The organism is Allobosea sp. 05T439, assembly GCF_056396005.1.
In genome coordinates this window covers 17,953-43,474 of record NZ_JBFTKP010000037.1, presented here as the reverse complement: position 1 = coordinate 43,474, position 25,522 = coordinate 17,953, and the positions used below count along the sequence as shown (strand labels likewise).

The 25,522-nt window shown below is 64.6% G+C and carries 23 protein-coding genes and 1 pseudogene; 22 read left to right on the top strand and 2 right to left on the bottom strand.

Annotated features, from left to right (window positions below):
- Positions 1-150 precede the first annotated feature (150 nt).
- From AC1DIO_RS28395 to AC1DIO_RS28300, 20 genes and pseudogenes are all read left to right on the top strand, one after another.
- Entirely contained in the window at positions 151-1,050 is a 900-nt protein-coding gene (locus AC1DIO_RS28395) for a GntR family transcriptional regulator (RefSeq protein WP_441504476.1), read from the top strand.
- 150 nt (positions 1,051-1,200) lie between these two features.
- Entirely contained in the window at positions 1,201-2,532 is a 1,332-nt protein-coding gene (gene aptA, locus AC1DIO_RS28390) for an omega-aminotransferase AptA (protein ID WP_476832144.1), read from the top strand.
- 34 nt (positions 2,533-2,566) lie between these two features.
- Positions 2,567-3,997 carry an NAD-dependent succinate-semialdehyde dehydrogenase gene (locus tag AC1DIO_RS28385; RefSeq protein ID WP_476832062.1) on the top strand — a complete coding sequence of 477 codons (1,431 nt, stop codon included), beginning with the start codon at positions 2,567-2,569 and terminating at the stop codon, positions 3,995-3,997.
- Between the two features lie 22 nt (positions 3,998-4,019).
- A complete protein-coding gene (locus tag AC1DIO_RS28380; protein WP_441504478.1) occupies positions 4,020-4,865 on the top strand; it encodes an alpha/beta hydrolase family protein in 846 nt (281 codons plus the stop codon).
- Between the two features lie 85 nt (positions 4,866-4,950).
- Positions 4,951-6,504 carry an ABC transporter substrate-binding protein gene (locus tag AC1DIO_RS28375; RefSeq protein ID WP_476768474.1) on the top strand — a complete coding sequence of 518 codons (1,554 nt, stop codon included), beginning with the start codon at positions 4,951-4,953 and terminating at the stop codon, positions 6,502-6,504.
- 13 nt (positions 6,505-6,517) lie between these two features.
- The gene (locus AC1DIO_RS28370; RefSeq protein ID WP_476854423.1) at positions 6,518-7,657 is read left to right on the top strand and encodes a C45 family autoproteolytic acyltransferase/hydolase; all 1,140 of its coding nucleotides are present in this window, start codon (positions 6,518-6,520) and stop codon (positions 7,655-7,657) included.
- Between the two features lie 24 nt (positions 7,658-7,681).
- Complete coding sequence (locus AC1DIO_RS28365) at positions 7,682-9,232, top strand: ABC transporter substrate-binding protein (protein ID WP_476775634.1); 1,551 nt, start codon at positions 7,682-7,684, stop codon at positions 9,230-9,232.
- A 3-nt stretch (positions 9,233-9,235) separates the two neighbouring features.
- Positions 9,236-10,140, top strand: a pseudogene (locus AC1DIO_RS28360) (carbon-nitrogen hydrolase family protein).
- A gap of 7 nt (positions 10,141-10,147) precedes the next feature.
- A complete protein-coding gene (locus tag AC1DIO_RS28355; RefSeq protein ID WP_441504482.1) occupies positions 10,148-10,873 on the top strand; it encodes an HpcH/HpaI aldolase family protein in 726 nt (241 codons plus the stop codon).
- 353 nt (positions 10,874-11,226) lie between these two features.
- Complete coding sequence (locus AC1DIO_RS28350; RefSeq protein WP_441488097.1) at positions 11,227-11,919, top strand: MtnX-like HAD-IB family phosphatase; 693 nt, start codon at positions 11,227-11,229, stop codon at positions 11,917-11,919.
- Positions 11,912-13,366: an aspartate aminotransferase family protein gene (locus AC1DIO_RS28345; protein ID WP_441488098.1), complete on the top strand. Its 1,455-nt coding sequence runs from the start codon at positions 11,912-11,914 to the stop codon at positions 13,364-13,366. The genes AC1DIO_RS28350 and AC1DIO_RS28345 overlap by 8 nt, the downstream gene beginning before the upstream one ends.
- Before the next feature lie 17 nt (positions 13,367-13,383).
- Positions 13,384-14,307, top strand: coding sequence for an arginase family protein (locus tag AC1DIO_RS28340; protein WP_476768470.1), 924 nt, complete (start codon positions 13,384-13,386; stop codon positions 14,305-14,307).
- The gene (locus AC1DIO_RS28335; RefSeq protein WP_441488100.1) at positions 14,304-14,657 is read left to right on the top strand and encodes an EamA family transporter; all 354 of its coding nucleotides are present in this window, start codon (positions 14,304-14,306) and stop codon (positions 14,655-14,657) included. Before AC1DIO_RS28340 ends, AC1DIO_RS28335 begins: the two co-directional genes overlap by 4 nt.
- Positions 14,658-14,670: 13 nt before the next feature.
- Positions 14,671-15,525 carry an alpha/beta hydrolase gene (locus AC1DIO_RS28330; RefSeq protein ID WP_476854422.1) on the top strand — a complete coding sequence of 285 codons (855 nt, stop codon included), beginning with the start codon at positions 14,671-14,673 and terminating at the stop codon, positions 15,523-15,525.
- The gene (locus tag AC1DIO_RS28325) at positions 15,522-16,709 is read left to right on the top strand and encodes a GNAT family N-acetyltransferase (protein ID WP_441504483.1); all 1,188 of its coding nucleotides are present in this window, start codon (positions 15,522-15,524) and stop codon (positions 16,707-16,709) included. The genes AC1DIO_RS28330 and AC1DIO_RS28325 overlap by 4 nt, the downstream gene beginning before the upstream one ends.
- The gene (locus AC1DIO_RS28320) at positions 16,706-17,122 is read left to right on the top strand and encodes an EamA family transporter (RefSeq protein ID WP_441504484.1); all 417 of its coding nucleotides are present in this window, start codon (positions 16,706-16,708) and stop codon (positions 17,120-17,122) included. Before AC1DIO_RS28325 ends, AC1DIO_RS28320 begins: the two co-directional genes overlap by 4 nt.
- Positions 17,109-17,540 carry a DUF2147 domain-containing protein gene (locus AC1DIO_RS28315; RefSeq protein WP_441504485.1) on the top strand — a complete coding sequence of 144 codons (432 nt, stop codon included), beginning with the start codon at positions 17,109-17,111 and terminating at the stop codon, positions 17,538-17,540. The genes AC1DIO_RS28320 and AC1DIO_RS28315 overlap by 14 nt, the downstream gene beginning before the upstream one ends.
- A 54-nt stretch (positions 17,541-17,594) precedes the next feature.
- Positions 17,595-19,325, top strand: a complete 1,731-nt coding sequence (locus AC1DIO_RS28310) for an ATP-binding protein (RefSeq protein WP_441504486.1) — start codon at positions 17,595-17,597, stop codon at positions 19,323-19,325.
- Complete coding sequence (locus tag AC1DIO_RS28305) at positions 19,322-20,701, top strand: sigma-54-dependent transcriptional regulator (RefSeq protein ID WP_441488106.1); 1,380 nt, start codon at positions 19,322-19,324, stop codon at positions 20,699-20,701. Before AC1DIO_RS28310 ends, AC1DIO_RS28305 begins: the two co-directional genes overlap by 4 nt.
- Positions 20,702-20,779: 78 nt before the next feature.
- Complete coding sequence (locus AC1DIO_RS28300) at positions 20,780-21,604, top strand: MipA/OmpV family protein (RefSeq protein ID WP_476854421.1); 825 nt, start codon at positions 20,780-20,782, stop codon at positions 21,602-21,604.
- 221 nt (positions 21,605-21,825) lie between these two features.
- Here AC1DIO_RS28300 and AC1DIO_RS28295 read toward each other — a convergent pair whose 3' ends face one another.
- Positions 21,826-22,257 carry a PACE efflux transporter gene (locus AC1DIO_RS28295; protein WP_476854420.1) on the bottom strand — a complete coding sequence of 144 codons (432 nt, stop codon included), beginning with the start codon at positions 22,255-22,257 and terminating at the stop codon, positions 21,826-21,828.
- Between the two features lie 91 nt (positions 22,258-22,348).
- Here AC1DIO_RS28295 and AC1DIO_RS28290 point away from each other — a divergent pair, with 91 nt between their 5' ends.
- Positions 22,349-23,275, top strand: coding sequence for a LysR family transcriptional regulator (locus tag AC1DIO_RS28290; protein WP_441488109.1), 927 nt, complete (start codon positions 22,349-22,351; stop codon positions 23,273-23,275).
- A 24-nt stretch (positions 23,276-23,299) separates the two neighbouring features.
- On the opposite strand, the gene AC1DIO_RS28285 is transcribed toward AC1DIO_RS28290, so the two are convergent.
- A complete protein-coding gene (locus AC1DIO_RS28285; RefSeq protein ID WP_476854419.1) occupies positions 23,300-24,121 on the bottom strand; it encodes an AraC family transcriptional regulator in 822 nt (273 codons plus the stop codon).
- 119 nt (positions 24,122-24,240) lie between these two features.
- On the opposite strand from AC1DIO_RS28285, the gene AC1DIO_RS28280 reads away from it, so the two are divergent.
- On the top strand, positions 24,241-25,446 hold the full coding sequence (locus tag AC1DIO_RS28280) for an MFS transporter (RefSeq protein WP_441488111.1): 1,206 nt from the start codon (positions 24,241-24,243) through the stop codon (positions 25,444-25,446).
- Positions 25,447-25,522 lie beyond the last annotated feature (76 nt).

Genomic DNA, 25,522 nt, shown 5'->3' with positions numbered 1-25,522 from the left:
ACCCGACGAGAGTGTGCCAAGGATCGGCCGGTAAGGTCGACAGAGGGGAAGCTCAATCTGGATAGCAGCACGAGAGGTCGTGATAGGGTTCGGTTCTCGTTGAAAAAATAATGCAATTCGGCTAGGGCTGCGGCGCACGGAGTCGTCTTGATGAATGAGCGTTCGCTTCCCCGCCAGACATCGCGGAAGCCCAGCAATCTCCATACCGCTCTCGCGAAGCGAATTCTGGCCTGCGCCGCCGAGAAGCAGTGGTCGGCCGGCTTCCACCTGCGGGAGGCCGAGATTGCCCGAGCTTTCGAGGTTTCACGTACTCCGGTGCGGGCCGCGCTCGGCCTGCTGGCGGAGCAGGGCGCAGTCGAAGCGCGCGCGAACCAGGGCTTTTTTCTTGCGCGGGACGGCAAGGATCTCGAGGCCGCAGAGCGCTCCCTGCCGAGCGCGCGCGACGAGGACATCATTCATGCCATCCTGCGGGATCGCGAGGCTGGCCGCCTGCCCGAGAACCTCATCGAAACCGACCTCCTGCAGACCTATCAGATCGGCCGGAGCGCGCTCGGCAAGGTTCTGCTGCGGCTTGCGGAGGATGGGCTGATCAAGCGGCGCCGCGGTCACGGCTGGAGCTTCGTACCGTCGCTCGCTTCGCCTGAGGCGCGGGAGGAAAGCTATCGCTTCCGCATGATGATCGAATGCATGGGGCTGTGCGAGCCGAGCTTTCGGGTCAACAAGCCGGCCTTTGCCCGAAGCCGGGCAGCGCATGATGCTTTCATCGCCGATCTCGACCATACGCCGTCCGCAGAGCGCTTCTTCGAGATCAATGCCGGCTTTCACGGCATGCTCGCCGCCTGCTCCGGCAATCGCTTCGTCGTCCAGGCGATGGAGGCGCAGAACTCCCTGCGGCGCCTGACCGAGTACGCCGATTACGGCGGCCTCGATCGGGAGGCGTTGCTGCGATCCTGCCGGGAACACCTGGCGATCTTGGATGCGCTCGAGCAGGGCGACACGAACTGGGCGGCGACCCTGATGCGCCAGCATCTGACGCGCGCGCCGCGCTGAGCCGGTCTTTCCTTCCCCGCGGCTGAGCCGAAGGCGTCACGCCTTTGCATTCGTGAGATTCGGTTGGCCCGAGCGCGGCCATCATGCTTGCTTGACATTGTATTATTTTTGCAAAAAGATCAAAACAACATCCAGCGTTCCCGAGGTTCAATCTTGCTCGCTTCTGCCGCCACCCGCCCGAATGACCTCGATGCCCATTGGATGCCGTTCACGGCCAATCGGCGTTTCAAGAGTGATCCGCGCCTCTTCGTCGGAGCCGAGGGCAATTATTACCTGACGGCTGACGGGCGCCGGATCCTCGACGGCATGGCGGGACTCTGGTGCGTGAATGCCGGACATGGCCATCCGCGGATCAAGGAGGCGATCAAGGCCCAGGTCGACAGGCTCGACTACGTCTCCTGTTTCCAGATGGGGCATCCCGACGCCTTCACGCTGGCGAGTCGCATCGCCAACATGATGCCGAAGGGGCTCGACCATGTCTTCTTCTCCAATTCGGGCTCGGAAGCGGTCGACACCGCGCTCAAGATCGCGCTGGCCTATCACCGCCAGCGCGGCGAGGCAGGGCGTACCCGCCTGATCGGCCGGGCGCGCGGCTATCACGGCATGGGCTTCGGCGGGCTCTCGGTCGCCGGCATCAGCCGGCATCGCCGCGATTTCGGGCCCCTCCTGCCGGGTGTCGCCCATCTCCCGCACACGCTGGACCTGGCCAGGAATGCCTTCTCGCGAGGCGAGCCCGATCACGGCGCTGATCTCGCCGAGGATCTCGAGCGGCTCGTGCAGATCCATGATGCGTCAACGATCGCGGCTGTCATCGTCGAACCGGTTGCGGGCTCGACCGGCGTGCTGCCGCCGCCCAAGGGCTATCTCAGGCGCCTGCGCGAGATCTGCGACAAGCACGGCATCCTGCTGATCTTCGACGAAGTGATCTCGGGCTTCGGGCGGCTCGGCGCCTCCTGCGCCGCCGAAGCCTTCGGCGTCATTCCCGACATGATCACCTGCGCCAAGGGGCTGACCAATGGCGCCGTGCCGATGGGGGCGACCATTGTCGGGCCGCATATTTACGAGGCCTTCATGACCGGGCCGGAAGGCAGCATCGAGCTCTTCCACGGCTATACATATTCGGGGCACCCGCTCGCCTGCGCCGCGGGCCTGGCCACCCTGCAGGTCTATGAAGAGGAAGGGCTGTTCGAACGCGCGCGGCGGATCGCGCGCCACTGGGAGGATGCGGCGCATGCCCTGAAGGGCGCGCCGCACGTCATCGATATCCGCACTATCGGTCTCGTGGCCGCGATCGAGTTTGAACCGCGGCCTGGCGGAGCGGGGCAGCGCAGTTCGGAATGCGCCGAGGCTTGTTTCCAGGACGGTGTCCTCGTCCGCGCCGGCGCCGACCTGCTGGTGCTGTCGCCGCCGCTGACGATCGAACCCGACGAGATCGACCGCCTCTTCGCCAGCATCCGCAAGGCGCTCGCAACCATCGCCTGATCCGGCCCATCCCCGTTTGAAGAGGTTGCGCGACGTGAGCGCCTATCCCGAGATTACCCTGCATATCGGCGGCGCGGCTCGCGCGGGCTCCGGCGCCCAGATCGAGATCCATGATCCTGCGTCCGGCGACATCCTGGCCACGGCGCGCCTGGCATCGGCAGCCGATCTCGACGACGCGCTGAAGGCTGCCGAGGCGGGCTTTTCTGCCTGGCGCGCGGTCTCGGTCTTCGAACGCTGCCGTATCCTGCGTCGCGTCGGCGAATTGCTGCGGGCGCGTCAGGACGCCATTGGCGAGGTGATGACGCGTGAGCAGGGCAAGCCTCTCGCCGAGGCGCGCGGCGAGGTGGCCGCATCTGCCGAGGTCTTCGACTGGTATGCGGAGGAAGGGCGACGCGCCTATGGTCGGGTCGTTCCAAGCCGCACGGCCGGCGCCCGGATGATCGTGGTGCGGGAGCCGATCGGCCCCGTTGCCGCCTTCGCGCCCTGGAATTTTCCGGCGCTGACGCCGGCGCGCAAGATCGCCGGTGCGCTGGGTGCCGGCTGTTCGATCATCATCAAGCCGTCGGAAGAAACCCCGGCGACCTGCCTTGCCCTGGTCGAGGCCTGCGTCGAGGCGGGCGTGCCGGCGGGCGCGATCAACCTCGTCCTGGGAGATCCGCCAACGGTCTCGCGGCATCTCGTCGGCTCAGCAGTGATCCGAAAGGTCTCGTTCACCGGTTCCACGGCGGGTGGGCGTGCGGTTGCAGCCCTGGCCGCCCAGGGGCCCAAGCGCGCGACACTGGAACTCGGCGGCCACGCCCCCGTCCTGGTGTTCGATGATGTCGATGTCGAGGCGGTGGCTGCGCTCGGCGCCCAGCGAAAATTCCGCAATGCCGGCCAGGTCTGCGTCGCGCCGACACGGTTCTATGTCCACGAGGCGGTGCATGATCGCTTCGTCACCGCCTTCGCCTTGGCCGCCCAGCGGATCAAGGTCGGCAATGGCCTCGACCAGGGCATCGGCATGGGGCCGCTTGCCAATGCCAGGCGGTTGGAAGCGGTGCATGGATTGATCGAGGATGCCCAGCGCCATGGCGCCAGGCTTATCTGCGGCGGTGAGCGCATCGGCAATCGTGGCTTCTTCTACGCGCCGACCGTTCTCGCCGATGTGCCGGAGGCTGCGGCGATCATGAGCGAGGAGCCCTTCGGACCGGTGGCTCCGATCGCCCGCTTCCGCGATCTGGACGAGGTCATCAGTCGTGCCAACGGCCTGCCGGTCGGGCTCGCCGCCTACGCATTCACAGGCTCCTGCTCACGGGCCCTGGCGCTCGGCGAACGGATCGAGGCCGGGATGGTCGGCATCAACCGCTTCGAGATCGCTGCGGCGGAAACCCCATTCGGCGGGGTCAAGGACAGCGGCGACGGCCGCGAGGGCGGCACCGAGGGGCTCGACGCCTATCTTGTCACCAAGACGATCAGCCAAGCCTGAGACGACCGGAGAAAGACGACCTATGACGCGCAACGGACATGGCGAGAAGCTCTCCTATTACCAGCTCGGACGGACGGCGATCTTTGCCTGCCAGGCCGACCAGCGCTTCTCCTATTGCTGCTATATTCCCGAGGGCTATGAGGAGAACGGCACGAAGCGCTATCCGCTGGCCGTTCTGATCCATGGCAGCACCCGCACGGTCGACAGCCTGCGCGACCAGTTCATCGATTTCGCCGAAGCCAACCAATGCGTCGTMCTGGTGCCGCTCTTTCCCTGCGGGATCGGGGAGCCGGGTGACACGCATAACTACAAGCGCATCCTCTATCGCGGCATCCGTTACGACCTCCTGGTCCTGGCGATGATCGAGGAGATCGGCGAACTCTATCGCCTCGACGCCGAGAAGGTGCTGATGCACGGCTTCTCCGGCGGCGGGCAGTTCGTGCACCGCTTCTTCTATCTGCACCCGGAGCGACTGCTGGGGGTTTCGATCGGCGCTCCCGGCGTCGTGACGCTGCCGAACCCGGACAAGCCGTGGTGGCTCGGGACAGGCGATCTGAAGAGCATCTTCGGACGTGAACTTGATCTGTCCGAGATGCGGAAGGTCGCGGTCCAGATGGTCATCGGCGGCGATGACATCGAGACCTGGGACGTCACCGTCGCTCCCAGTTCCTCGAACTGGATGGAGGGCATCAACGAGACCGGCGTGACGCGGGTCGATCGCCTGCGCTCGCTGGAGCGCGCCTTCCTGAGCCTCGATATCCCGGTGCGCTTCGATGTCGTGCCCGGCGTCGAGCATATCGGACATCTCGTGCACCCCCCGGTGAAGGAGTTCTTCGCCAGCGCGCTTGCCCAACGGCAAAACCTCTAGCGGGGGCAGGGCGCGGCGATCTGCCAGCCATTTGGGCGGTGACACCGGAAAACCGGGCGCCGCTCGTGAACGAAAGGGAGAGATCATGAAGGTTGCATGGCTTGCGGCCCTGGCCGCGCTCGCCTGCCCGATGCAGGCGCTCGCTCAGGTCCCGAAGCAGGGTGGCGAGCTGCGCATCGCGCTCTCCACCGATATCACGAGCAGCGAGCCGGGTGTTCGGCGCAGCGGCGACAGCGACACCATCCTCCATCATGTGCTCGAGGCTCTGGTCGCCTATCGCGAAGACCTGACCATCGCGCCGTTGCTGGCCGAGTCCTACACGGTCGGCGATGGCGGCCGCAGCTACAGCTTCACCCTGCGCGACGGCATCACCTTCCATAACGGTGCGCCGATGTCCTCGGCGGACGTGAAATGGAGCTGGGACCGAATGCTGGACCCGGCGACGAAATGGCAGTGCCGGGGTTGGTATGACGGTTCGCAGGACGCCAAGATCGAGGCGATCGAGACGCCCGATGCCCGCACGGTGGTCTTCAGGCTCGCCGCGCCGTCGGCGCTCTTCCTGCACTATGTCGCCAATGTCCAATGCCTGACCGGCATCCTGCACAAGGATTCGGTCGGGCCGAACGGCGAGTGGCGTCAGCCGGTCGGCACGGGCCCCTTCACCTTCGCCGAGTGGCGCAAGAACTCGTTCATCCTCCTCAAGAAATTTGCCGGCTACCGACCGCGTTCCGAGCCGATGAGCGGCTATGCCGGCGCGCGCCTCGCCCATGTCGATCAGGTGCGCTGGATGGTGGTGCCCGACGATGCCACGCGCAGGACGGCCTTGCGGGCAGGCCAGATCGACTGGATCGTCACCGATGTTTCGGATGTGGTCGAGCTGAGGGCGGCCAAGGGCGTCAGGGTCTCGACCGCACAGGGGCTGAGCTGGAACGTGCTGCTCGTCCAGACACGCGATCCGCTCTTCGCCGATATTCGCGTCAGACGCGCGCTAGCCCATGCTATCGATCTCAAGACGCTGGTGGAAACCAGGACGGACGGGCTCGGCAAGCCCAATCCCTCGGCCATCCCGGACTCGAGTTCGGCCCACACGGCCGTCCACGGCAAGGGTTATGCCTACGACCCCGATCTCGCCCGCAGGCTGCTGAAGGAGGCCGGATATGACGGGCGGCCGATCAAGCTGCAGACGTCGCAGAAGCTCGCCCATCTCTACGATACCGCCATCATTCTCCAGTCGATGCTCAAGCAGGCGGGCTTCAATGTCGATCTCGAGGTGCTGGAATGGGCAACCCAGCTCGACCGCTACAGCAAGGGCAATTTCCAGCTTCAGTCCTTCCGCTTCACGGCACGGCTCGAACCTTCGCTGAACTACAAGACGATCGTCGGCTCCAAGGATGTCGATCCTGACAACCAGTGGGAGGACCCGCATGCGATCGCGCTGCTGTCCTCGTCGACGGCGGAGCTCGATCCCGGCCGACGCCAGGCGATCTTCGACGAACTGCACCTGCGCATGATCGACCAGGCACCGATCGTCAGCCTCTACAACACCCCCCTCGTCGAAGCCTCGAGCGACCGCGTCGACGGCATCGGCGTCACCGGCTTCGGCAAGATGCGCGCCTGGGGCGTGTGGATCACCCGTTAGCAGGAGCAAGCCAATGACGACCTCGCCCTTTCCCTTCGTCTCCATCTCCGGTGCCCCGCGCGAGCGCGGCCGGCAATATGGCGAGGCCGCCAGGGAGCGCGTGCGCCGGAGCGTCGGGCTCTATGGCGACCAGCTCGCGGAGTTCGGCTACTCGGCCGCGGCCCAGTCCGAACTGATCACGGCGTTCGCGGGCGAGATCGAGGCCTTCGGAGCCCATTACATCGAGGAGATGCGCGGGATAGCCGAAGGGGCTGGCGTCACGCTCGAAGACATCGTGATAGTCAATGCCAGGACCGAGGTCATCGCCAAGGCCCGCATCGAACGGAGCAGGCCGCAGCGGGAACAAGACGAAGCCGATGATGGCTGCACCGGTCTCGTGGTCATGCCGGAGCGCAGCCTGTCGGGGCGGCTGATCCACGCCCAGAACTGGGACTGGCGCGCCGAATGCGCGGAGACGGCGATCGTGCTGCGGGTGCGCCCCGATAACGGCCCGGATTTCCTGACCTTCGTCGAGGCCGGGGGGCTTGCCCGTTCCGGCATGAATGCGGCTGGGCTCGCCATCACCGCCAATTATCTCGACAGCKACCGCGACTATCGCCAGCAGGGGGTGCCGCTTGCCTTGATCCGCCGCAAGGTGCTCGAGCAATCCCATCTCGCTTTCGCGATCAGGGCCGTCGCGACGACGCAGAAGACCTGCTCGAACAACATGATCCTGTCGAGCGCAGAGGGGTTTGCGGTCAATTACGAATGCGCCCCGGACGAGGCTTTCGCGATCTATCCGAGCGACGGGCTGATCGTGCACGCCAATCACTGGGTCAGTCCCATTGCGCTCGGCAAGCTCAGGGATACCGGTCTCATCAACGTGCCGGACAGCGTCTATCGCGACTGGCGTGTGCGCCGATTGCTGGATCAGAGCGGTGGCACCCTGTCCGCCGCCGAGGTTAAGGCTGCGCTCTTCGACGATTTCGCCACGCCCTACAGCGTCTGCCGGCCACCGCGGCCCGGCCTGCGCGACGCTCACCTCTCGGCGACCGTCGCGATGGTGGTGATGGAGCCGGCGAGCGGCGTGATGGAGGTGGCTGCTCTTCCCGCCCTCGATCGCCGCTTCACCCAATACAGCCTCGCCGACGAGCCGAAGATGCTCGCGGCCTGACATTTCTATCCACGGGAGGAATGAATGAGAATGCGTTTCACGGCACTCGCATTGATGATGGGTGCTGCCTGTTTTCAGGCGTCGACGGCTGAGGCCGACACTCTGCGCGTGCGTCTCAATGCCGATATCCGGAGCGTCAATCCCGGGGTGAACCGGGACGACACGACGGATGGCGTGGTGCTTCACATGGTCGAGGGCCTCGTCGGCTACTCCGCCAACGGCACCCCGAAGCCGCTGCTCGCAGACAGCATCGAGGTGTCTCCGGATGGGCTGACCTATACGCTCAGGCTGCGCAAGGGCGTGAAGTTCCACGATGGCACGACGCTGACATCCGCGGATGTCGTCTGGAACTGGCAGCGCTACATGGACCCGAAGACGGGCTGGCTCTGCACGGGAGAGTACAACGGATCGGACATACTCAAGGTCGAGATCGCCGCTCCCGATGCGGACACCGTCGTCTTCACCCTGAACCGGCCGAGTTCTGTCTTTCTCGCGGGCATCGCGCGGAACCAGTGCGGGCAGACTGCGATCGTCGCCCGCTCGTCCTTCAACCCTGACGGCTCGTTCAAGGCGCCGGTCGGGACCGGGCCATTCAAGTTCGGGGAATGGAAGCGCGGTGAATATGTCCGCCTTGACAGGTTCGACGGCTATACCGATCGCGGCGGCGAGCCGGATGGTTATGTCGGGGGCAAGCGCGCGCTCGTCGATACCGTCAATTTCATGGTGATCCCCGACAACGCCACGGCCAAGGCCGCGCTGCTGCGTGGCAATATCGACATCCTGCCTTCGCTGGCGGCAGCCGATATTCCAGAGCTGAAGGCGCGGCCGGAGATCAAGGTCTCGTCCTCGCCGACCATGATGCTCAACACGATCCTGCTGCAGACCCGCGATCCGCTGCTGGCCAACGTCAAGATGCGTCAGGCCATCGCCGCCGCGATCGACACGCGCGAACTCGTCAAGGCCGTATCGGAGGGGCTGGGGCAACCAAACGCTTCGGTCGTCCCGACGGAATCGCGCTTCTACTCGAAGGAGCAGGCCCGCCTCCATAGCTATGACCCGGCCAAGGCTGCCCGCCTGCTGAAGGAGGCGGGTTATGCCGGCCAGCCGATCGTGCTGATGGCGAACAAGAACGAGCGCGACACTTATGAGAGCGCTGTCATCGCCCAGGCGATGCTGCAATCGGCCGGAATCAACGCGACGCTCGAGGTGCTGGAATGGGCGACGCAGCTCGATCGTTACAGCAAGGGCAACTACCAGATGCAGTCCTTCTCCTATTCGGCCCGCTATGACCCCGCCCTGGCCTATGGCGCGGTGATGGGCTCGAAAGACAAGCGGCCGAACCGGATCTGGGACGATCCGCAGGCGGAGGAACTCCTGCGCGATATCCTGGCGTCGACCAAGGATGGCGAACGTCAGGCCCTGTTCGACAAGCTCCATGCTCTCTTCATCGAGCAGGCGCCGTTTCTGATGCTCTATAACGGTGTCGAAGTCGCCGCGGCGCGCTCGAGCGTCCAGGGCTATGCCGCGACCATCATGCCGAAGCCGAGACTCTGGGCCGTCAGCCTCAAGAAGTGACCGATGGGCGCGCAGGCAAACCGCCCTCCAGCGGGCCGCCTGCGCTGTCGTCCGCCAGGTGTCCCCAACAAGCGAGACATGATGAAAGTCGCGTTGATCCAGATGAATGCCGGCCAGGACAAGGCCGCCAATATCGCCATCGCACAGCGCCTGATCGAACAGGCCTGCCGAGAAGAGAAACCCGATCTCGTCATGCTGCCGGAGTGCTTCACGCTCTATGGCGGCGATGCCGACGCCCAGCGCGCCGCGGCCGAGCCGTGCCCGGGCGGCGAAGCCTATGCCATGCTGCGAGAGGCTGCCGCCCGCCACGCGTCTACATCCATGGCGGCTCGTTGAACGAGCGTGACGGAGACCGCATCTTCAACACCAGTCTCGTCTTCGACCGCATGGGGCGCGAGGTCGCCCGCTATCGCAAGATCCACCTCTTCGCGATCACCGCGCCGGATGGCACGGTCTATGACGAAGGCAAGATCTACGGCGCGGGATCCGAGCTGGTGACCTTCGATCTCGACGGCGTCACTGTCGGCTGCACGATCTGCTATGATCTGCGTTTCCCCGAATTGTTTCGCGCGCTTGTCGACGCTGGCGCCCGCATGATCGCGGTGCCGGCAGCCTTTACCCTGCACACCGGCAAGGAGCATTGGGAGCCGCTGCTGCGGGCCCGTGCCATCGAGAGCCAGTGCTTCATTCTCGCGCCCGGGCAGGAGGGGCCCTTCGAGGAAGATGGGCAGATACTCTACAATTACGGGCACTCGCTCATCGCCGAACCATGGGGCGCGGTCATCGCCAAGCGCGCCCTGGGCGAAGGCATCGTTGCAGCTCGGCTGGATCTTGCCGCGATCGATCTCGCCCGCACGCGCATCCCGCTGGCGCGCCACCGCCGTCTGCCCTTTGCCTCTGTCAGGTGAGCATCCGATGACGCGGAAACAGCCCAAGATCGGCTGCTGGCTTGCAGCGCCCGACGTGGTCTTCGTCGAAATCGCGGCGGACCTGGCATTCGATACGCTCGTTCTCGATGTCGAGCACGGGACGCTGTCGCTTGGGGATCTCGACAAGCTCATTCCACTTGCTCGCGCCCTGAAGCTCGAAGTTCTGGTCAAGGTTGCCGGGCCGCAGGCCGAGCCGATCCAGCAGGCGCTCGATTTCGGCGCGAATGGCGTCGTGATCCCGCATGTCGGTTCGGTGGCGCATGCAACGGCAATCTGCCGTTCGGCGAAATACCCGATGCTGGGAACCCGGAGTTATGCCGGAGCCCGCAGCGTCCGCTATGGCGCGCCGTCCGCCAGCTATTTCGAGGACGATAACCGCGAAACCGCCTGTTACCCGATGGTCGAGACGGCCGAGGCGCTTGCCGATGTCGAAGCCATTCTCGCCCTGCCGACCGTGGATGGCGTTTTCGTTGGCCCCTCGGACCTTTCGCTGACGCGGGGGAGAGGTCGCTATCGCTTCAGTGATGCCGACAGGGGCGATATCGGCCGGATCGCTTCAGCCTGCGCTGCAGCGGAAAAGCCCTGGATCATGCCGGCATGGTCCGCAGCAGAACGAGCCTTCGCCGGGGAACACGGCGCGTCACTCCTGGTGGTCGCGGAGCAGCAGGCAGCGATGGCCAGCGGGCTCCAGATGGCGCGCACTGCCGTGTAACGATGCGCGGCCTCGTGCGCCTGACCACTGGGCGGTTCCGGGCTTGCAGAGATGTCGGCCTCCCCCGCGCTGACGGGGCAATGACCTCCTCCGCCAGACGGACCTCTCGGCTTCTCATGTGAAGAAAGCGGGCAACGCCGCGTCGTTGCGGCGCTGCATGAGGTCGCCGCCATCGGCCTACCTGTCCGATGAGCCGACGCACGGTTTGGCTCCAATTTTTGATGGAAGCTCCGCGAATGGGKGGCGGACGGCGCAGACAATTCGTCCGAATTTGTAGCAATATCAATTGATTGCGAGATGGCACAGCGCTTGCGCTACCGGCATTCACCGAGAGCTACAAATGAGCGCCGAGCATGCTGTGGCAGGCCATCGTCGATTTCGACGGAACGATAACGTGTGAAGACACGACCGACCAGATCCTGGCCCGTTTCGCGGAACCGGGCTGGGAGGCTATCGAGGACGACTGGGTTTCCGGCCGGATCGGCTCCCGCGAATGCATGGCCAGGCAGGTCGAATTGCTGCGCGTGCTGCCGGCCGTGCTCGACGGCTTCACCGAGACGATTGCGATCGATAGCGGCTTCAGCGCCTTCGTCGCACTCTGCCGGCGGCACGATATCCCGGTTACGGTCGTCTCCGACGGCCTTGACCGCACGATCCGCGCGGTGCTGGGCCGGATCGGGCTCGGCGCACTGCCCGTCATCGCCAATCACCTCGCTGCGGTCGGCGGCGAGCGCTGGCAGTTGACGTCGCCGCATGCCGCACTATCCGGCGATTGCGCGAGCGGCACCTGCAAATGCCGAGTGGCCGACGGCTTCGGACGACCGCTGACCCTGCTCGTCGGTGACGGCCGCTCGGATTTCTGTCTCGCCGGCCAGGCGGATCTCGTCTTCGCCAAGAAAAGCCTCATCGGGCATTGCCACGACAACGCTCTGCCTCATCACCCCTTCTCCGATTTTTCCGAGGCCGTCGGCCTGCTGGAAGAACTGCTGGCCAGCCCGGTGACGAGCGGAGCCCAGAACCAACTCAAGGATATGATCGATGGATGACGGATACGCCTTGCTTGAGCCGGCTTCCCCGGTACTGGCTGGTCTGCAATCCCGGCCGACGAGCCTCCATGCCGAGGAGGAGGCGCGCCTGCTCGCCCTCGAAGCGGAATACTGCTCCCATGGCGACACGGTCCATTACACGCAGTTCCCGAAGATCTTCTCGGGCTGCGACGGCTCCTACATGTTCGATGCCGAGGGCAATCGCTTCCTCGATCTGCAGATGTGGTATTCGGCGGTCAATTTCGGCTACGCCAATCCGCGCCTGAACGCGGCGCTGAAGCGCCAGATCGACACTCTGCCGCAAGTTGCGAGCCAGTATCTCCACCGCGAGAAGATCGAACTCGCCGCGATGATCGCCCGTGATGCGCAGGCGAAATTCGGCAGCAAGGGCCGGGTGCATTTCAATGTCGGCGGCGCACAGGCGGTCGAGGATTCACTGAAGCTCGTGCGCAATGCGAGCAACGGCAAGAGCCTGATGTTCGCCTTCGAGGGCGGCTATCACGGCCGCACGCTCGGTGCCTCCGCCATCACCTCGTCCTACCGTTACCGCCGGCGCTTCGGCCATTTCGGCGAGCGGGCCCAGTTCGTGCCGTTTCCCTACCATTTCCGCGCGCCCAAGGGCATGAGCAAGGAAGAATACGGCGTGCATTGCGTGAAGCAGTTCGCGCGCCTGTTCGAGAGCGAGTATAACGGCGTCTGGGATCCCAAGGCCGGCCAGTCGGAATATGCGGCCTTCTATGTCGAGCCGCTTCAGGGCACCGGCGGCTACGTCATTCCGCCTCCGAATTTCTTCATCGAGCTGAAGAAGGTCCTCGATCAGCACGGCATCCTGCTCGTCGTCGACGAGATCCAGATGGGCTTCTACCGGACCGGAAAGCTGTGGTCGATCGAGCATTTCGGCGTGCAGCCGGATGTGATCGTCTTCGGCAAGGCGGTCACCAACGGGCTGAACCCGCTCTCCGGCATCTGGGCCAAGGAAGAGCTGATCAACCCCACCATCTTCCCGCCAGGTTCGACCCACTCGACCTTCAACGCGAACCCGCTCGGCACCGCCGTCGCGCTCGAGGCGATGAAGATGATGGAGGAGGACGACTACGAGACCATGGTGATGGAGAAGGGGGCCTATTTCCTCGAAGGCCTCCAGGAACTGAAGCGCCGGCACCGGATCGTTGGCGACGTCGATGGTCTCGGCATGGCGCTGCGCATCGAGATCTGCGAGCCGCATGACAGCTACACCCCGTCGAAGCGGTTGGTCGACCTGATGTGCGACGAAGGCATGAAGGCCGATCTGGTGGTCGACGGCCAGCGCTACGGGCTCGTCCTCGACATTGGCGGCTACCACAAGAACGTCATTACACTGGCTCCGGCGCTGACAATGACCCACGCGGAGATCGATCTGGCGCTCGCGCTGCTCGATCAGTTGTTCACGCGCGTCGCCAGGGTTTGAAAACGGCGAGGTCGGACGTGCAGTTGCGTGTGATCGACCTCGACGGCAGTGCGGCGGTTCAGGAGCCGCTGCACCGGCGCATCGATGCGGGAGCCGCCACCCGCATCGATGCGACCGATCTTGGAAGCGCATTGCGTATCGTCGCAAGCAGGCGGGCGCTGAGCCTGCTGCACGAGCGACTGCGCGCGAAACCCATGCGCGAAGGCGAGGCTTCCGTGACATTCTACGGATCAGGCGACTTCCATCATCTGACGGCCGGCCTGCTTGCGCAGACCGGTCGGCCGCTGACGGTCGTGCATTTCGACAATCACCCCGACTGGGTGCGGTTTCCGGCGACCGTGAATTGCGGCGCCTGGGTCAACCGCGCCCTCGAACTCGAACACGTCAAACGGGTCGTGACGATCGGCCCGTGCAGCAGCGACCTGGTCAGGCCGGAATGGCAATTCGCCAATCTGGACGCGGTCTCCGACGGGCGGATTGAACTCTACCCATGGCGGCATGCGCCCTCTCGCGTCTGGCGCCGCTATCGTGATGGACGCGGGCACACGCAGAAGGCCGGGGCACTGCACTGGCGCAATCTCGCGAATGAGAACTGGGGCGACTTCCTCGATGAGCTGATCCGCAACCTGCCGACCCGTCGGATCTGGTTGACGATTGACAAGGATGTTCTTGGCCCGGGCGATGCCGCGACCAACTGGGATCAGGGCGAGCTGCCGCTCGAGAATCTGCTGCTTGCGATCGAACGGCTGGCGGAGCAGTGCGAGATCGTCGGCGTCGATATCTGCGGCGACTATTCCGAGCCACGCTTCGCCGATCCGTTCCGGGCGACGCTCGCCTATTTCGATCATCCGCCGCGACGCCCGGTCACGGACGCCGAGCTGGCGGTCAATGCGCGCGTGAACGGTGTCTTGCTGGATTGCTTCGACCGGGTGCTGCCATGACGCTCGTGCTCTGGTTCGCCTTGTCGGTGATCTGCGATGTCGCAGGCCAGCTCTGCTTCAAGCTTGGGGCTGATCGTTTGCCCGACGTACACGGACGGGCGCTCGTCCTGGCCGCGCTGCGGGACAGCTGGATCTGTTGGGGAATCCTGATCTACCTCGTCGAGGTCGTGGTTTGGTTGCGGATTCTTGCCGAAGTGCCGCTTTCGATCGCGTTCCCGATCGCCAGCCTGAATTTCCTTGGCGTCACGCTTGCCAGCGCCGTGTTCCTCAAGGAGCGCGTCGTGCGTCGGCAATGGCTCGGCGCCTGTCTCATCACTCTTGGCGTCGTCATCGTCGCCCGCACCGCCTGAGGGATTCGTTTCCGTGGCAGCAAAAGACAACAGCCTTCGCTTCGCCGGTGGCCGGACCGGGTTCCTCCTGATCCATGGCCTGGGGGGCACGCCAGTCGAGCTGCGGCTCGTCGCGCGCGCGCTGGCGCGGGTCGGTCACACCGTTCATTGCCCCCAGTTGGCGGGGCATTGCGGCAGCGAGGGCGATCTCCTGGCGACGGGCTGGCGCGACTGGACAGCCAGCGTAGAAGCCGAGCTCGCACGGATGAAGCTGATTTGCGACACGGTCATCGTCGGGGGACTGTCGATGGGGGCGGTAATGGCGATGCATATCGCGGCACGCCACCGCGACGACGTACAGGGGCTTGCCCTCTACGCCCCGACGCTCTGGTATGATGGTTGGTCGATCCCCTGGTACAGCTTTCTGCTGAAGCTGCTGATCAACACGCCCATGGGCCGCCGCTATCGCTTTGTCGAGCGCGAGCCCTATGGCGTCAAGGATGAGCGCACCCGCGCGATGATCGTGGGGGCGATGGGCGGCGGGGACAGCTCGCAGGCCGGCCTCCTGGGCACGCCCGCGGGCTCGCTTCAGCAGATGTGGGCGCTGATCAAGGACACGCGCCGCCGGATGGGCGAGATCACCTGTCCCGCGCTCGTCGTGCAGGCGCGCGAGGACGACATCTCCGGTCTCTCCAATGCGGCCTATATCCAGCGGCGCCTTGGCGGAATCGTCGATACCGTCGTGCTGAATGACAGCTATCATCTCGTGACCATCGACCAGCAGCGCGATGTCGTGATCGACCGCTCGCTTGCCCTGGCGGCGCGGCTGTCCGTTCCAGACAAGGTCCGACGGGAGCCGGCGAGCCTCTGCGCCGTTGCGGCGGAATGAACGCGCCGCGCGCCCGCATCGTCGAACGGATCGCCGAGATTGCGCCCGAGGCGTGGGATCGCTGCTGCCCCGGCGAAGCCGAAAACCATGCCTATTACAGCGCCTGTGAGCAGGCGCTGGCCGGAAGCGGCAGCGGGATCGCCATGGGCGCGGCCTGTGTCGAGGATGCCCTTGGCGTCAGTGCCATCGCGCCGTTCTTCCTGTTCACCTATCGGCTTGATACGCCATTTCAGGGTGGGCTCCGGCGCTTCGGAGATGCGGTGTTCAGGCTGGCGCCGCGTCTCGTCTGCCTCAAGGTGCTCTGTGTCGGCTCGCCCTATGCCGAACGCTGTCATGCCTGCGTGCGCAATGGGCTTGAATCGGATCAATCCGCGTCCGCATTCGCCGCGCTGGGCGAAATTCTCGACCAGCACGCCCGAAGCGTGGGGGCCGATGTCGTGGCCTGGAAGGATGTTGCCGCGCAGGGTGCGTCGGATCTGCGTGATGCGCTGCTGTCGCGGGGATTTGCTGGTGTCGGCAGCCTGCCGTTCGCGGTCCTCGATCTGCCCTTCGCTGGCGAGGCGGACTATCTCGCCTCGCTCTCGGCTGCCACGCGCAAGGATATCCGGCGCAAGCTGGCGAAGGCCGGCGAGATCCGGGTCGAGATGCGGCATGGGCTCGAGGGTATCGAGAGCGAGATCGCCGAGCTCTACGAGTCGACGCGGGCCGAGAGCGACCTCGACTACGGTGATCTGGAGGTGCTCCCCCCGGGTTACTTCAAGGCTGTCTCGGCGGCGCTCGGCGAGCGCGCCGTCTTTGCTCTCTATTGGGTGGGCCAGACGCTCGCCGCCTTCAATCTGCTGCTGATCGAGAATGACAGGGTGATCGATAAGTTCCTCGGCATGCGCTACCCGCTCGCCCGTCAGCACAACCTCTATGTGGTGAGCTGGATGACGAATGTTCGTTTCTGTCTCGAACGCGGCATCGCCCGGCTGCAGACCGGCCAGACAGCCTATGCGTCGAAACTGCGCTTCGGCAGCCGGCTGGTGCCTTCAACGGTCTTCTTCAGGCACCGGAATGCCGCGCTGCAATGGGCCCTGAAATCGGCCAGTCCCTGGTTCGCCTTCGACAGGTTCGATCCGGACCTGCGGGCGCTGCCCCGGACACCGGCAAGGGAGCAGGCGGCAAGGGAGCAGGCGGCATGAGCACGATCGAGACCTCGCGGCAGCCCGTGCCATGGCGCCAGCTTTGGATCTGGACGGTCTTCATTGCGCTCGATACCGCGACCCAGCTTGCCTTCAAATGGGGGGCGGACGGGCTCGCCGACATGGATTTCGGGCTGCAGATGATGATCAGGGCATCGACGCTGCCGGGCGTCTGGCTGGCGGCGCTCGGCTATGCCGCAACGTTCATCGTGTGGATGCTGATCCTGCGTGACATGCCGCTCAGCCGCGCCTTTCCGATGACCGGGCTCGCCTATGTCACGGTGCCTCTGCTCGCCTGGCTTGCGCTCGGCGAACGGATCGATGCCGTTCAAGCCGGTGGCATCGCCCTGATCGTCGCCGGCGTCATTGCTTTGGGTTGGGAGGATGAGGAGGATGGCGATGGCCAGACTTAGCGCTAGAATGCTTGTTCTCGCCGCATTGGTGGCGATGCCGTCGCTGCATGCCGCCGCTGCGGACCCGATGAGCGAGGTCGTCGGGCGCTGGCGCGATTCCGATGGCGAGTCCGAGATTGCGATCGCGCGCTGCGGGCAGGCGCTCTGCGGCAAGATCGTCTGGCTCAAGCAGGAGCGGGTCGATCGATCAAACCCCGACAGCAATTTGCGCGGGCGCTCGCTGCTCGGTGTCCAGGTCCTGACTGGCTTCAGGCCTGAGGGTACGGCGGGGCTGCTTGCAGGGGAGGGGTATAATCCGGAGGATGGTCGCACTTACAAGACCACGATCCGCTTGCAGTCACAGAGGACACTCGTCGTAAAGGGGTGCGTGCTGGGTGGTTTTATCTGCGATGACGACACCTGGACGAGGCGACCCTGAGCGGACGTCCTGCTTGGGCAGAACGCAGCCTTCCATTGTCCTGGAGACGGCTTGATGCCAATTCGCAAGACGTCGCTGCGGTTGAGGCTTGTGATCGGCTTCCTGCTCGTCAGCGTCCCGGCGATGCTGACCTCTGCCTATGTCGCGGCACGGCTGATCTCCTCCGCCTTTGAGGCGAATGTCGAGCAATGGCTCGGCGAGACCTCGCGCTTCTTCATGCTCGAGGTGACCGAAGCGACTCAGGAGGCGCAGCGCGTCTCCAGCGTCATCGGCCACCGCCTGGAGACTTCGGTCCATGGCGATCTTCGCCGCCCCAAGGCCATCGAGCGGGAGTTCGCGCTGCTCAGTTCGGTCGGCTATGACCTGATCGCGATCTATGACGATCGGCGCGAAATGCTGTTCAACTCGCGCGACTTCACGTCCTCGGCTGTCCTGCCCACCGAAACGAGCCAGGGCATCTTCAAGATCACGACCGGGGATGAAAAGCACCTCATGGCCGGCGCCGTGCAGAGCGTCCAGGTCAATGACAAGCCGGCTTACGTTCTTGTCGGCACCTGGCTCGATGATTCTTATCTCGGCAGCATCAAGGTGGTGACCTCGCTGGATGTCCGGCTCTTCGCCGAGACCAGCGCGGGCCTCGAATCCGTCATGCTGACCCATCCGGACGATACGCGCACGGTACCCGATGCGATCCGTGAGCGCCTGGCGAAGGGCGAGGATACGATCTTCGACCGCGAGGCCGATGGCGGCGCCTATCGTGCGGTCTACACCGCCTTCCGCGGTATCGATGGCAAGCTGGCGGCTGTCGCATTCATCGGGCTGCCGAGCGGTGCCGACTTCTTCGAGCAGCTTGGACCATCCCAGCTCTTCATCGGCATCTTCCTGCTAGGTAGCCTCATCTCGATCATCGTCGGCGCTGCGATGTCGGGTATCCTGGTCAAGCCGCTGCGTGCGTTGACGCGCGGCGTCCGGGCGATTGCAGCCGGCGATTTCAAGCAACGGGTTCCTGAAACCGGCGGGCGCGAGATTGCGCAGCTCGCCGCAGGCTTCAACGGTATGGCGGAGCAGCTCGGCAAGCTGCATGCTCTGGAGACCGAGCTCCGGCGTCGCGACAGGCTCTCGGCCCTTGGGCAAGCGGCGATGGTGATTGCCCATGAAGTCCGCAACCCGCTCGGTATCATCAAGACCTCGACCGAGGTGGTGCGCAATCGCGCCAAGCTCGGGGCCGCCGAGGACCGCATGCTTGGTTATGTGATCGAGGAGGTACGCCGCATCGAGACGCTGGTGCGGGACTTTCTCGACTTCGCTCAGCCCAAGGCGCCGAGCAAGACGGTCTTTCCATTCCGCGCGGTGATCGATCGGGTGGCCTCGATCGCCATGCCGGAGCTTGACCGTCATGACGTCGTCCTCGACATCAGGGATCATAGCGGGGGTGGGCTGATCTCGGGCGACCCGGACCAGCTCCATCAGGCGGGCCTGAATCTCGTCCTGAACGCGATCGATGCGATGCCCGCCGGCGGAATGATCACGGCGGAGCTCACATCGGCCGATGGAGAGATTTCGCTGACAATCAGCGATCAGGGGGATGGCGTGGCGGACGAGATCAGGGGCGAGATCTTCAATCCCTTCTTCACCACCAAGACGAAGGGCACGGGGCTTGGCCTCGCGAAGGTGCAATCCGTCGCTGCTGCGCATGGTGGCCGCGCCCATTATGCGAGCCCGCCGGGGCAGGGCGCCTCGTTCACAATTACATTGCCTTTGCTGGAGCGTGGAGCACCCGGATGACCCACAGCATCCTGGTCGTCGATGACGAAACCCGACTGGCCGATGTTCTGGCGGCTGCGCTGGATGATCTCGGCTATCGCGCGACCGCCGTCGAAAACGCCCGCGAGGCGCTTTCCAGTCTGGAGCAGGAACGGTTCGACCTCGTGTTGACTGATCTGCGCCTGCCCGGGATGGATGGGCGCGCCCTGCTACAGGAGGTGCGCAAGCGCTGGCCGGATGTTCCGGTCGTGGTCATCACCGCCTTTGCCACGGTTCGCGATGCTGTCGAACTCGTGAAGGAGGGCGCCTTCGACTACATCGCCAAGCCGTTCGAGATGGAGGATGTCGCGGCCGTCATTCGCCGCGCCTTGCGGCTGGCCGAGGTGGTGCGCGACAATGAGCGGCTGCGGGGCGAACTCGAGGGCCGTTACAGCTTCGAAAATCTGATCGGAACAAGCCCGCCCTTCAGAAGGGTGATCGAGCAGGTCACCGAGGTCTGTGAGACGCGCGCCACGGTTATGCTCAACGGAGAAAGCGGCACCGGCAAGGAGGTCGTCGCACGCGCGATCCATTTCAACAGTCCGCGCCGGAACAAGCCCTTTGTCGCGATCAATTGCGCTGCCATCCCCGAGACATTGCTCGAAAGCGAGCTCTTCGGTCATGTGAAAGGTGCCTTTACCGGAGCGCTGGCCAACCGCGTCGGCCGCTTCGCCGCCGCCGATGGCGGAACGCTCTTCCTCGACGAGATCGGCGATATGCCGATCGCCGTTCAGGCGAAGCTGTTGCGTGCGGTTCAGGAGCGCAGCTTCGAACCTGTCGGCGGCACCCGCAGCCAGACGGTGGATGTCCGGCTGATCGCGGCAACCCATAGGGACATGCGCCAGGCGGTTGCGTCCGGCGAGTTCCGGGAGGACCTGTTCTATCGGCTCAACGTCTTCCCGATCCAGTTGCCTGCCCTGCGTGAGCGGCGCGAGGACATCCCGATCCTCGCCGCCCATTTCCTCGCGACGCTGGCCGAGGCGATGGGCAAGCGCGTGACCGGCTTTACCCCGGCCGCTCTCTCGGCGATGGACGGCCATGACTGGCCCGGTAATATCCGTGAGCTGCATAATTGCGTCGAGCGCGCCGTGATCGTCGCGAAGTCCCCGACCATCGACGTCCCGGATCTGCCTCGCGACTTGTTTGAAGGTGGCGCGCGGCGCGCCGAGCGCGATCGCCTCCCGAACGATCTCGATGCCGAACTCGAGCGGCTCGAGCGCGGCTTCATCATCGAGGCGCTGCGGCGTACGGACGGCGTCCAGGTCCAGGCCGCGCGGCTCCTCGGCATTGCCGAGCGCAGCCTGTGGCACCGCATTAAGAAACTGGACGTGAAACTCGGCAGAAAAATCGTCGAGTGACGCTGGGTTCGATCTTTACCGGTTTGCGACAGAGTTCAGATATGGCAAGCGATTGGGTGTCCTGCAGGAGCGACGATTGTGCCCGCCTACCCTAAGCTTGCCGTCGCCGGTCTGTGCCTGGTCGCTGGATCCCAGGTTGCTGTCGCGGCCGATCCGGCTCCGGCGCTGCTGAACCCCACTCCGGCCTCCGGCTGGATCGTGACGCTCGGCGGCTCGGGTCAGATCGGTCCCAAATATGACGGCGCAAAGGCCTACGGACCGTCGGGCACGCCGTCGCTGAGCTGGCGGCGGGTTGGCGAGCCGGAAGGGTTCAGCGCACCCGACGAGGGGCTGGACTTCGCCCTGTATGAGACGAGCCGCTTCAGCATGGGCGTCGTCGGCGACCTGAAGTCGGGTCGCTATTCCGGCTCGGATCGAAAACTGTTCGGCATGCGAGACGTGCCCTGGACGATCGAGGCTGGCGCCTTCGCCGAGTTCTGGCCGATCGAGKACCGGCTACGGACTCGTATCGAGGTACGGCAGGGCTTCCACGGCCATCATGGCATCGTCGCCGATATCTTCGTCGACTGGGTTCAACCGATCGGCCGCTTCACGCTCTCGGGTGGTCCGCGCCTGTCCTTCGGCAACCAGGCGTACATGCGCAGGAATTTCGGTGTGACGCCGGAGGAATCGCAGGCTAACGGCATCCTCGCCGCCTACAGCCCGTCGGGAGGCGTCAAATCGGCGGGCCTCGCGGCGGCACTCGAATATGCATGGTCGGACGTCTGGAAGACCACGGCCTATGCCCGCTATGACCGCCTGCTCCAGGATGCCGCGCGCTCGCCGATCGTCCGCACCATTGGCGCGCGCGACCAGTTCTCGTTCGGATTGAGCACGACCTATTCCTTCAAGATTGGCGGTTAGCGCCAACCCTCAGGCACAGAGCCAAGTGAAGGGGCTGTTCGAGCCGGGCCGGAAGCAGCCTGAACGGCACCCCGATCCGGCTCGCCCGCAGCAGCGGATTTATCAGCGATACGGGTCCTCGCACTCGTCATCGGGCGGGCTTCGTCTCCGGCTGGAGATGAGGCCCGCGGTCCAGCGCGCGGCCGCCATGATGAGCTGACGCCGCGAAGACAGTCTCAGCGTCACATGGCATAGGCCGGGCTCGCCGGGATCGGGAAGACCCGATCATAGGCCAGGTTGAAGCTGAAGGCGTAGACGACGTAGAAGACGACGATCGCGATATCCATCACAAAGGCCTGCATCAGGGTAATGCCGAGATACCAGGCGATCGGGGGCAGCAGGATCATCAGAAGTCCGCCCTCGAACAACGCGACATGGAGGATGCGCGTGCCGATACCCTTATGGGTATGGCCGACCATACGCTGCATCGCATGGTCAAAGCCCAGGTTGAAGAGGAAGTTCCAGATCGTAGCGACGGTTGCGCTGCCGACGCCGATGACGCCGATATGGCCCGCCGGCAGGCCGAACAGATAGGCTCCCGCTGGAATKACAATGGCTAATCCGATCGCCTCGAACATGAGTGCGTGGCGGATTCGGTCTCGAACGGAGCGCATGTGCTAAGGGGCCTTCACTAGGATTGATGGCCGCGTTCTCTATCTGTCATTTCGATTGCATCAAGTTGGATCGTATCTGATAATCAGATAGATGACGGTTTCGCTGGACCAACTTCGGGCCTTCGTCGCGGCAGCGGAGCATGGCTCGTTCTCCGGGGCAGCGCGCGCGCTTCGCAAAGCGCAATCAGCCGTGAGCACGCAGGTCTCGAATCTCGAGGAGGATCTCGGCGTCGCTCTGTTCAGCAGGGCTGGGCGCAATCCCGTGCTCACTCCGGCGGGCGAAAGATTGCTGCGCGAGGCCAAGGTCGTGCTCGATCGCAGCGAACACCTCATCGGCGTCGCGCGCAGCTTCGAGGCTCATGTCGAGAAGCGGCTTGTCATCGCGATCGACGAACTTTACCCGGAGCACGCTCTGGGGGCGCTCTTTGCCGATTTCGCGCGGCACTTCCCCCATGTTGAGCTCGAAATCCTGTTTCCGCTGATGGAGGATGTGAGCCGGCTGGTCCTCGCGGGGAAAGCCGATATCGGGGTGATGTGGCGTCAGGAGGTCTTGCCGACGGAGCTTGGCTTCCAGACGATCGGATGGGTCCCGCTCAAGCTGGTTTGCGGCAAGGACCATCCGCTTGCCAAGGCCCGCGTCGATTGGGAAGAGCTGAAGCGCTACAGGCAGATCCTCGTCGCCGCCAGAAGCGACGGGCCGGAGAAGCGGCGCCTGCGCGTTGCCGCCGAGGTCTGGTGGGTGGAAAGCCACTGGGTCATTCTGGAAATGGTGAAGCACGGCATCGGCTGGGCCTTCGTGTCCGACCATGTCATCGCGAATTCGCCGGCCGCCCCCGGTCTGATCACGCCGGATCTTCAATTCGACGACGCGGATTGGCCGATCGCGCTCGAGATGATCTGGCACAAGCAGCGGCCATGCGGTCCGGCAGCCAAGTGGCTCCGCGAGCGCTTCGCCACGACCCGGATCGACACCAGCTCGTCCTGGAGGTCGCCACTGCCGGAAGGAAACCGGACATAGCGGCCCTGGCGAGCCGGCGCGGGCCTAGCCGGTGATCGAGGCCTTCATGTAGCTGCGCGGCGAGGTCCCAAGCAGGCGGCGGAACATCGTGGTGAAGGCGGCGACGTTCTCGTAGCCCGCCAGCATGGCGATCTGCGTCACCGGCGCGCCTTCCGCGAGTTTCGGCAGACAGGCGAACAGGCTGGCCTGTTGCCGCCAGGTCGCGAAGCTGACGCCCGTCTCCMTGAGGAAGAAGCGTGTGAAAGTTCGGCGGCTCATCGCAAGCGCTTCCGCCCAGGTGTCGAGCCGGGCATTCGCCGACGGCGCTGCCATATAGGCCCGGCATAGCGCCGCGAGTCTCCTGTCGGCCGGGAAGGGAAGGCCGAGAGGACGGGATTCGAGGGAGGCGATCTCTTCCATCAGGAGCTGAAGGCTCAATGTGAGCTTGCGGCTTCCGGCGGGCGCCTCGCGCAGGCGGATCGCTTCGATGATGAGGCTGCGCGCAAGATCCGTTACCTCGAGCACCACCGGCTCGGGATCGGCCAGGACGCCCTCCCGGGGCAGAAGATAGACCGATCGCATGCTGACATCGCTCAGCATTTCCACGGAATGCTCGAGATGGTGAGGGATCAGCAGCGCGTGGCCTTGCGGAATCATCCAGCGGCCGCGCTCGGTCGCGACTGCCACCACGCCGGAGAAGACGCAGAGCAACTGGATGCGCTGGTGGCTATGGAGAGGGATGGTGTAGCCCGCCGGATCCTCGTTGCTGTGCACCAGGATGTCGGCCTCGGCATAGGCAATCCATCCGAGGTTACGGCGGTGAGCCTCGTCGCGCGCCTCGAGCAGATGCTGCGGCAGTTTTCTCATCTTTGGCCCAAACGCAAAAGAATTCGACCGAAACACGAATGCAGGTCAAGGAGGCGCTCTGTAAAGAGGCATGGCGGCGATAAGCCGGTGTTTGCGGCCCGCGCTGGAGACGAATTGAGATGGTTGCAGCGTTCCCCGGGACCAGGTCCCGTTTCGAGAAGACGACGACATCGATCCTGCTGGCGGTGAGCTTCTGCCACCTGCTCAACGATGTGATGCAATCGCTTCTTGCCTCGCTCTACCCGCTGTTCAAGGCAAACTACGCTCTCGATTTCGTCCAGATCGGACTGCTGACCATGACCTTCCAGGTCACGGCCTCGCTGCTGCAGCCGGTCGTCGGGATGGTGACCGATCGTTGGCCGATGCCCTATTCGCTGCCGGCCGGGATGGCCTGCACCTGCGCCGGACTGATCCTGCTGGGCAATGCGCATAGCTTTGCGATGCTGCTCATGGCGGCGAGCCTGATCGGCTTCGGTTCCGCAATCTTCCACCCGGAGGCGTCACGGGTGGCTCGCCTTGCCTCCGGCGGCCGCCACGGCCTGGCGCAATCGCTTTTCCAGGTTGGCGGCAATATGGGCTCGGCCATCGGACCGCTGCTCGCGGCCTTCGTGGTGTTGCCATTCGGCCAGGGCAGTGTGGCGTGGTTCTCGGCCATAGCGATGCTGGGCATGATCGTGCTCGGCTGGGTCGGGGCCTGGTATGCCGGTCATCGCCGCCAGAATGCCAGCCGTCCTGCCGTCAGTCGCACGCTGCCGTTGCCGCAGGGGCGCGTCGCACTGGCGTTCCTCATCCTCGTGCTGCTGACCGCGACCAAGAATGTCTACATGGCCAGCATCTCGAGCTATTTCACCTTTTACGTGATCGACCAGTTCCAGCTCGGCATGCGCGATGCGCAGCTGATGCTGTTTCTCTTCCTCGGTGCAGCCGCAGTCGGGACCTTTCTGGGTGGGCCGATCGGGGACCGGTTCGGAGCGCGTTTCGTGATCTGGTTCTCGATCCTGGGTGTGATCCCGTTCGCGCTGCTGCTGCCTTATGCGAGCCTGTTCTGGACCGGCGTGCTGAGCGTCGTGATCGGCTTGATCTTCGCCTCGGCATTCTCTGCGATTGTCGTCTTCGCACAGGAACTCGTGCCCGGCCGTGTCGGCCTGATCGCCGGCGTGTTTTTCGGCTTTGCCTTTGGCGCGGGTGGACTTGGAGCGGCCCTGCTTGGCAACTTCGCCGATACGCACGGTATCGCCTTCGTCTACCGCGTCTGCTCCTACCTGCCGCTGCTGGGGCTGCTTACGATCCTGCTGCCTCGCCTGCCGCAAAGAGGCGAGAGCTAGGCCCGGAATCGCTCAGGCTGGATAAGTACGCTGCGTCACGGCCTGCCGCTGGCGGGCCGTGACGCAGGTCTTTGTA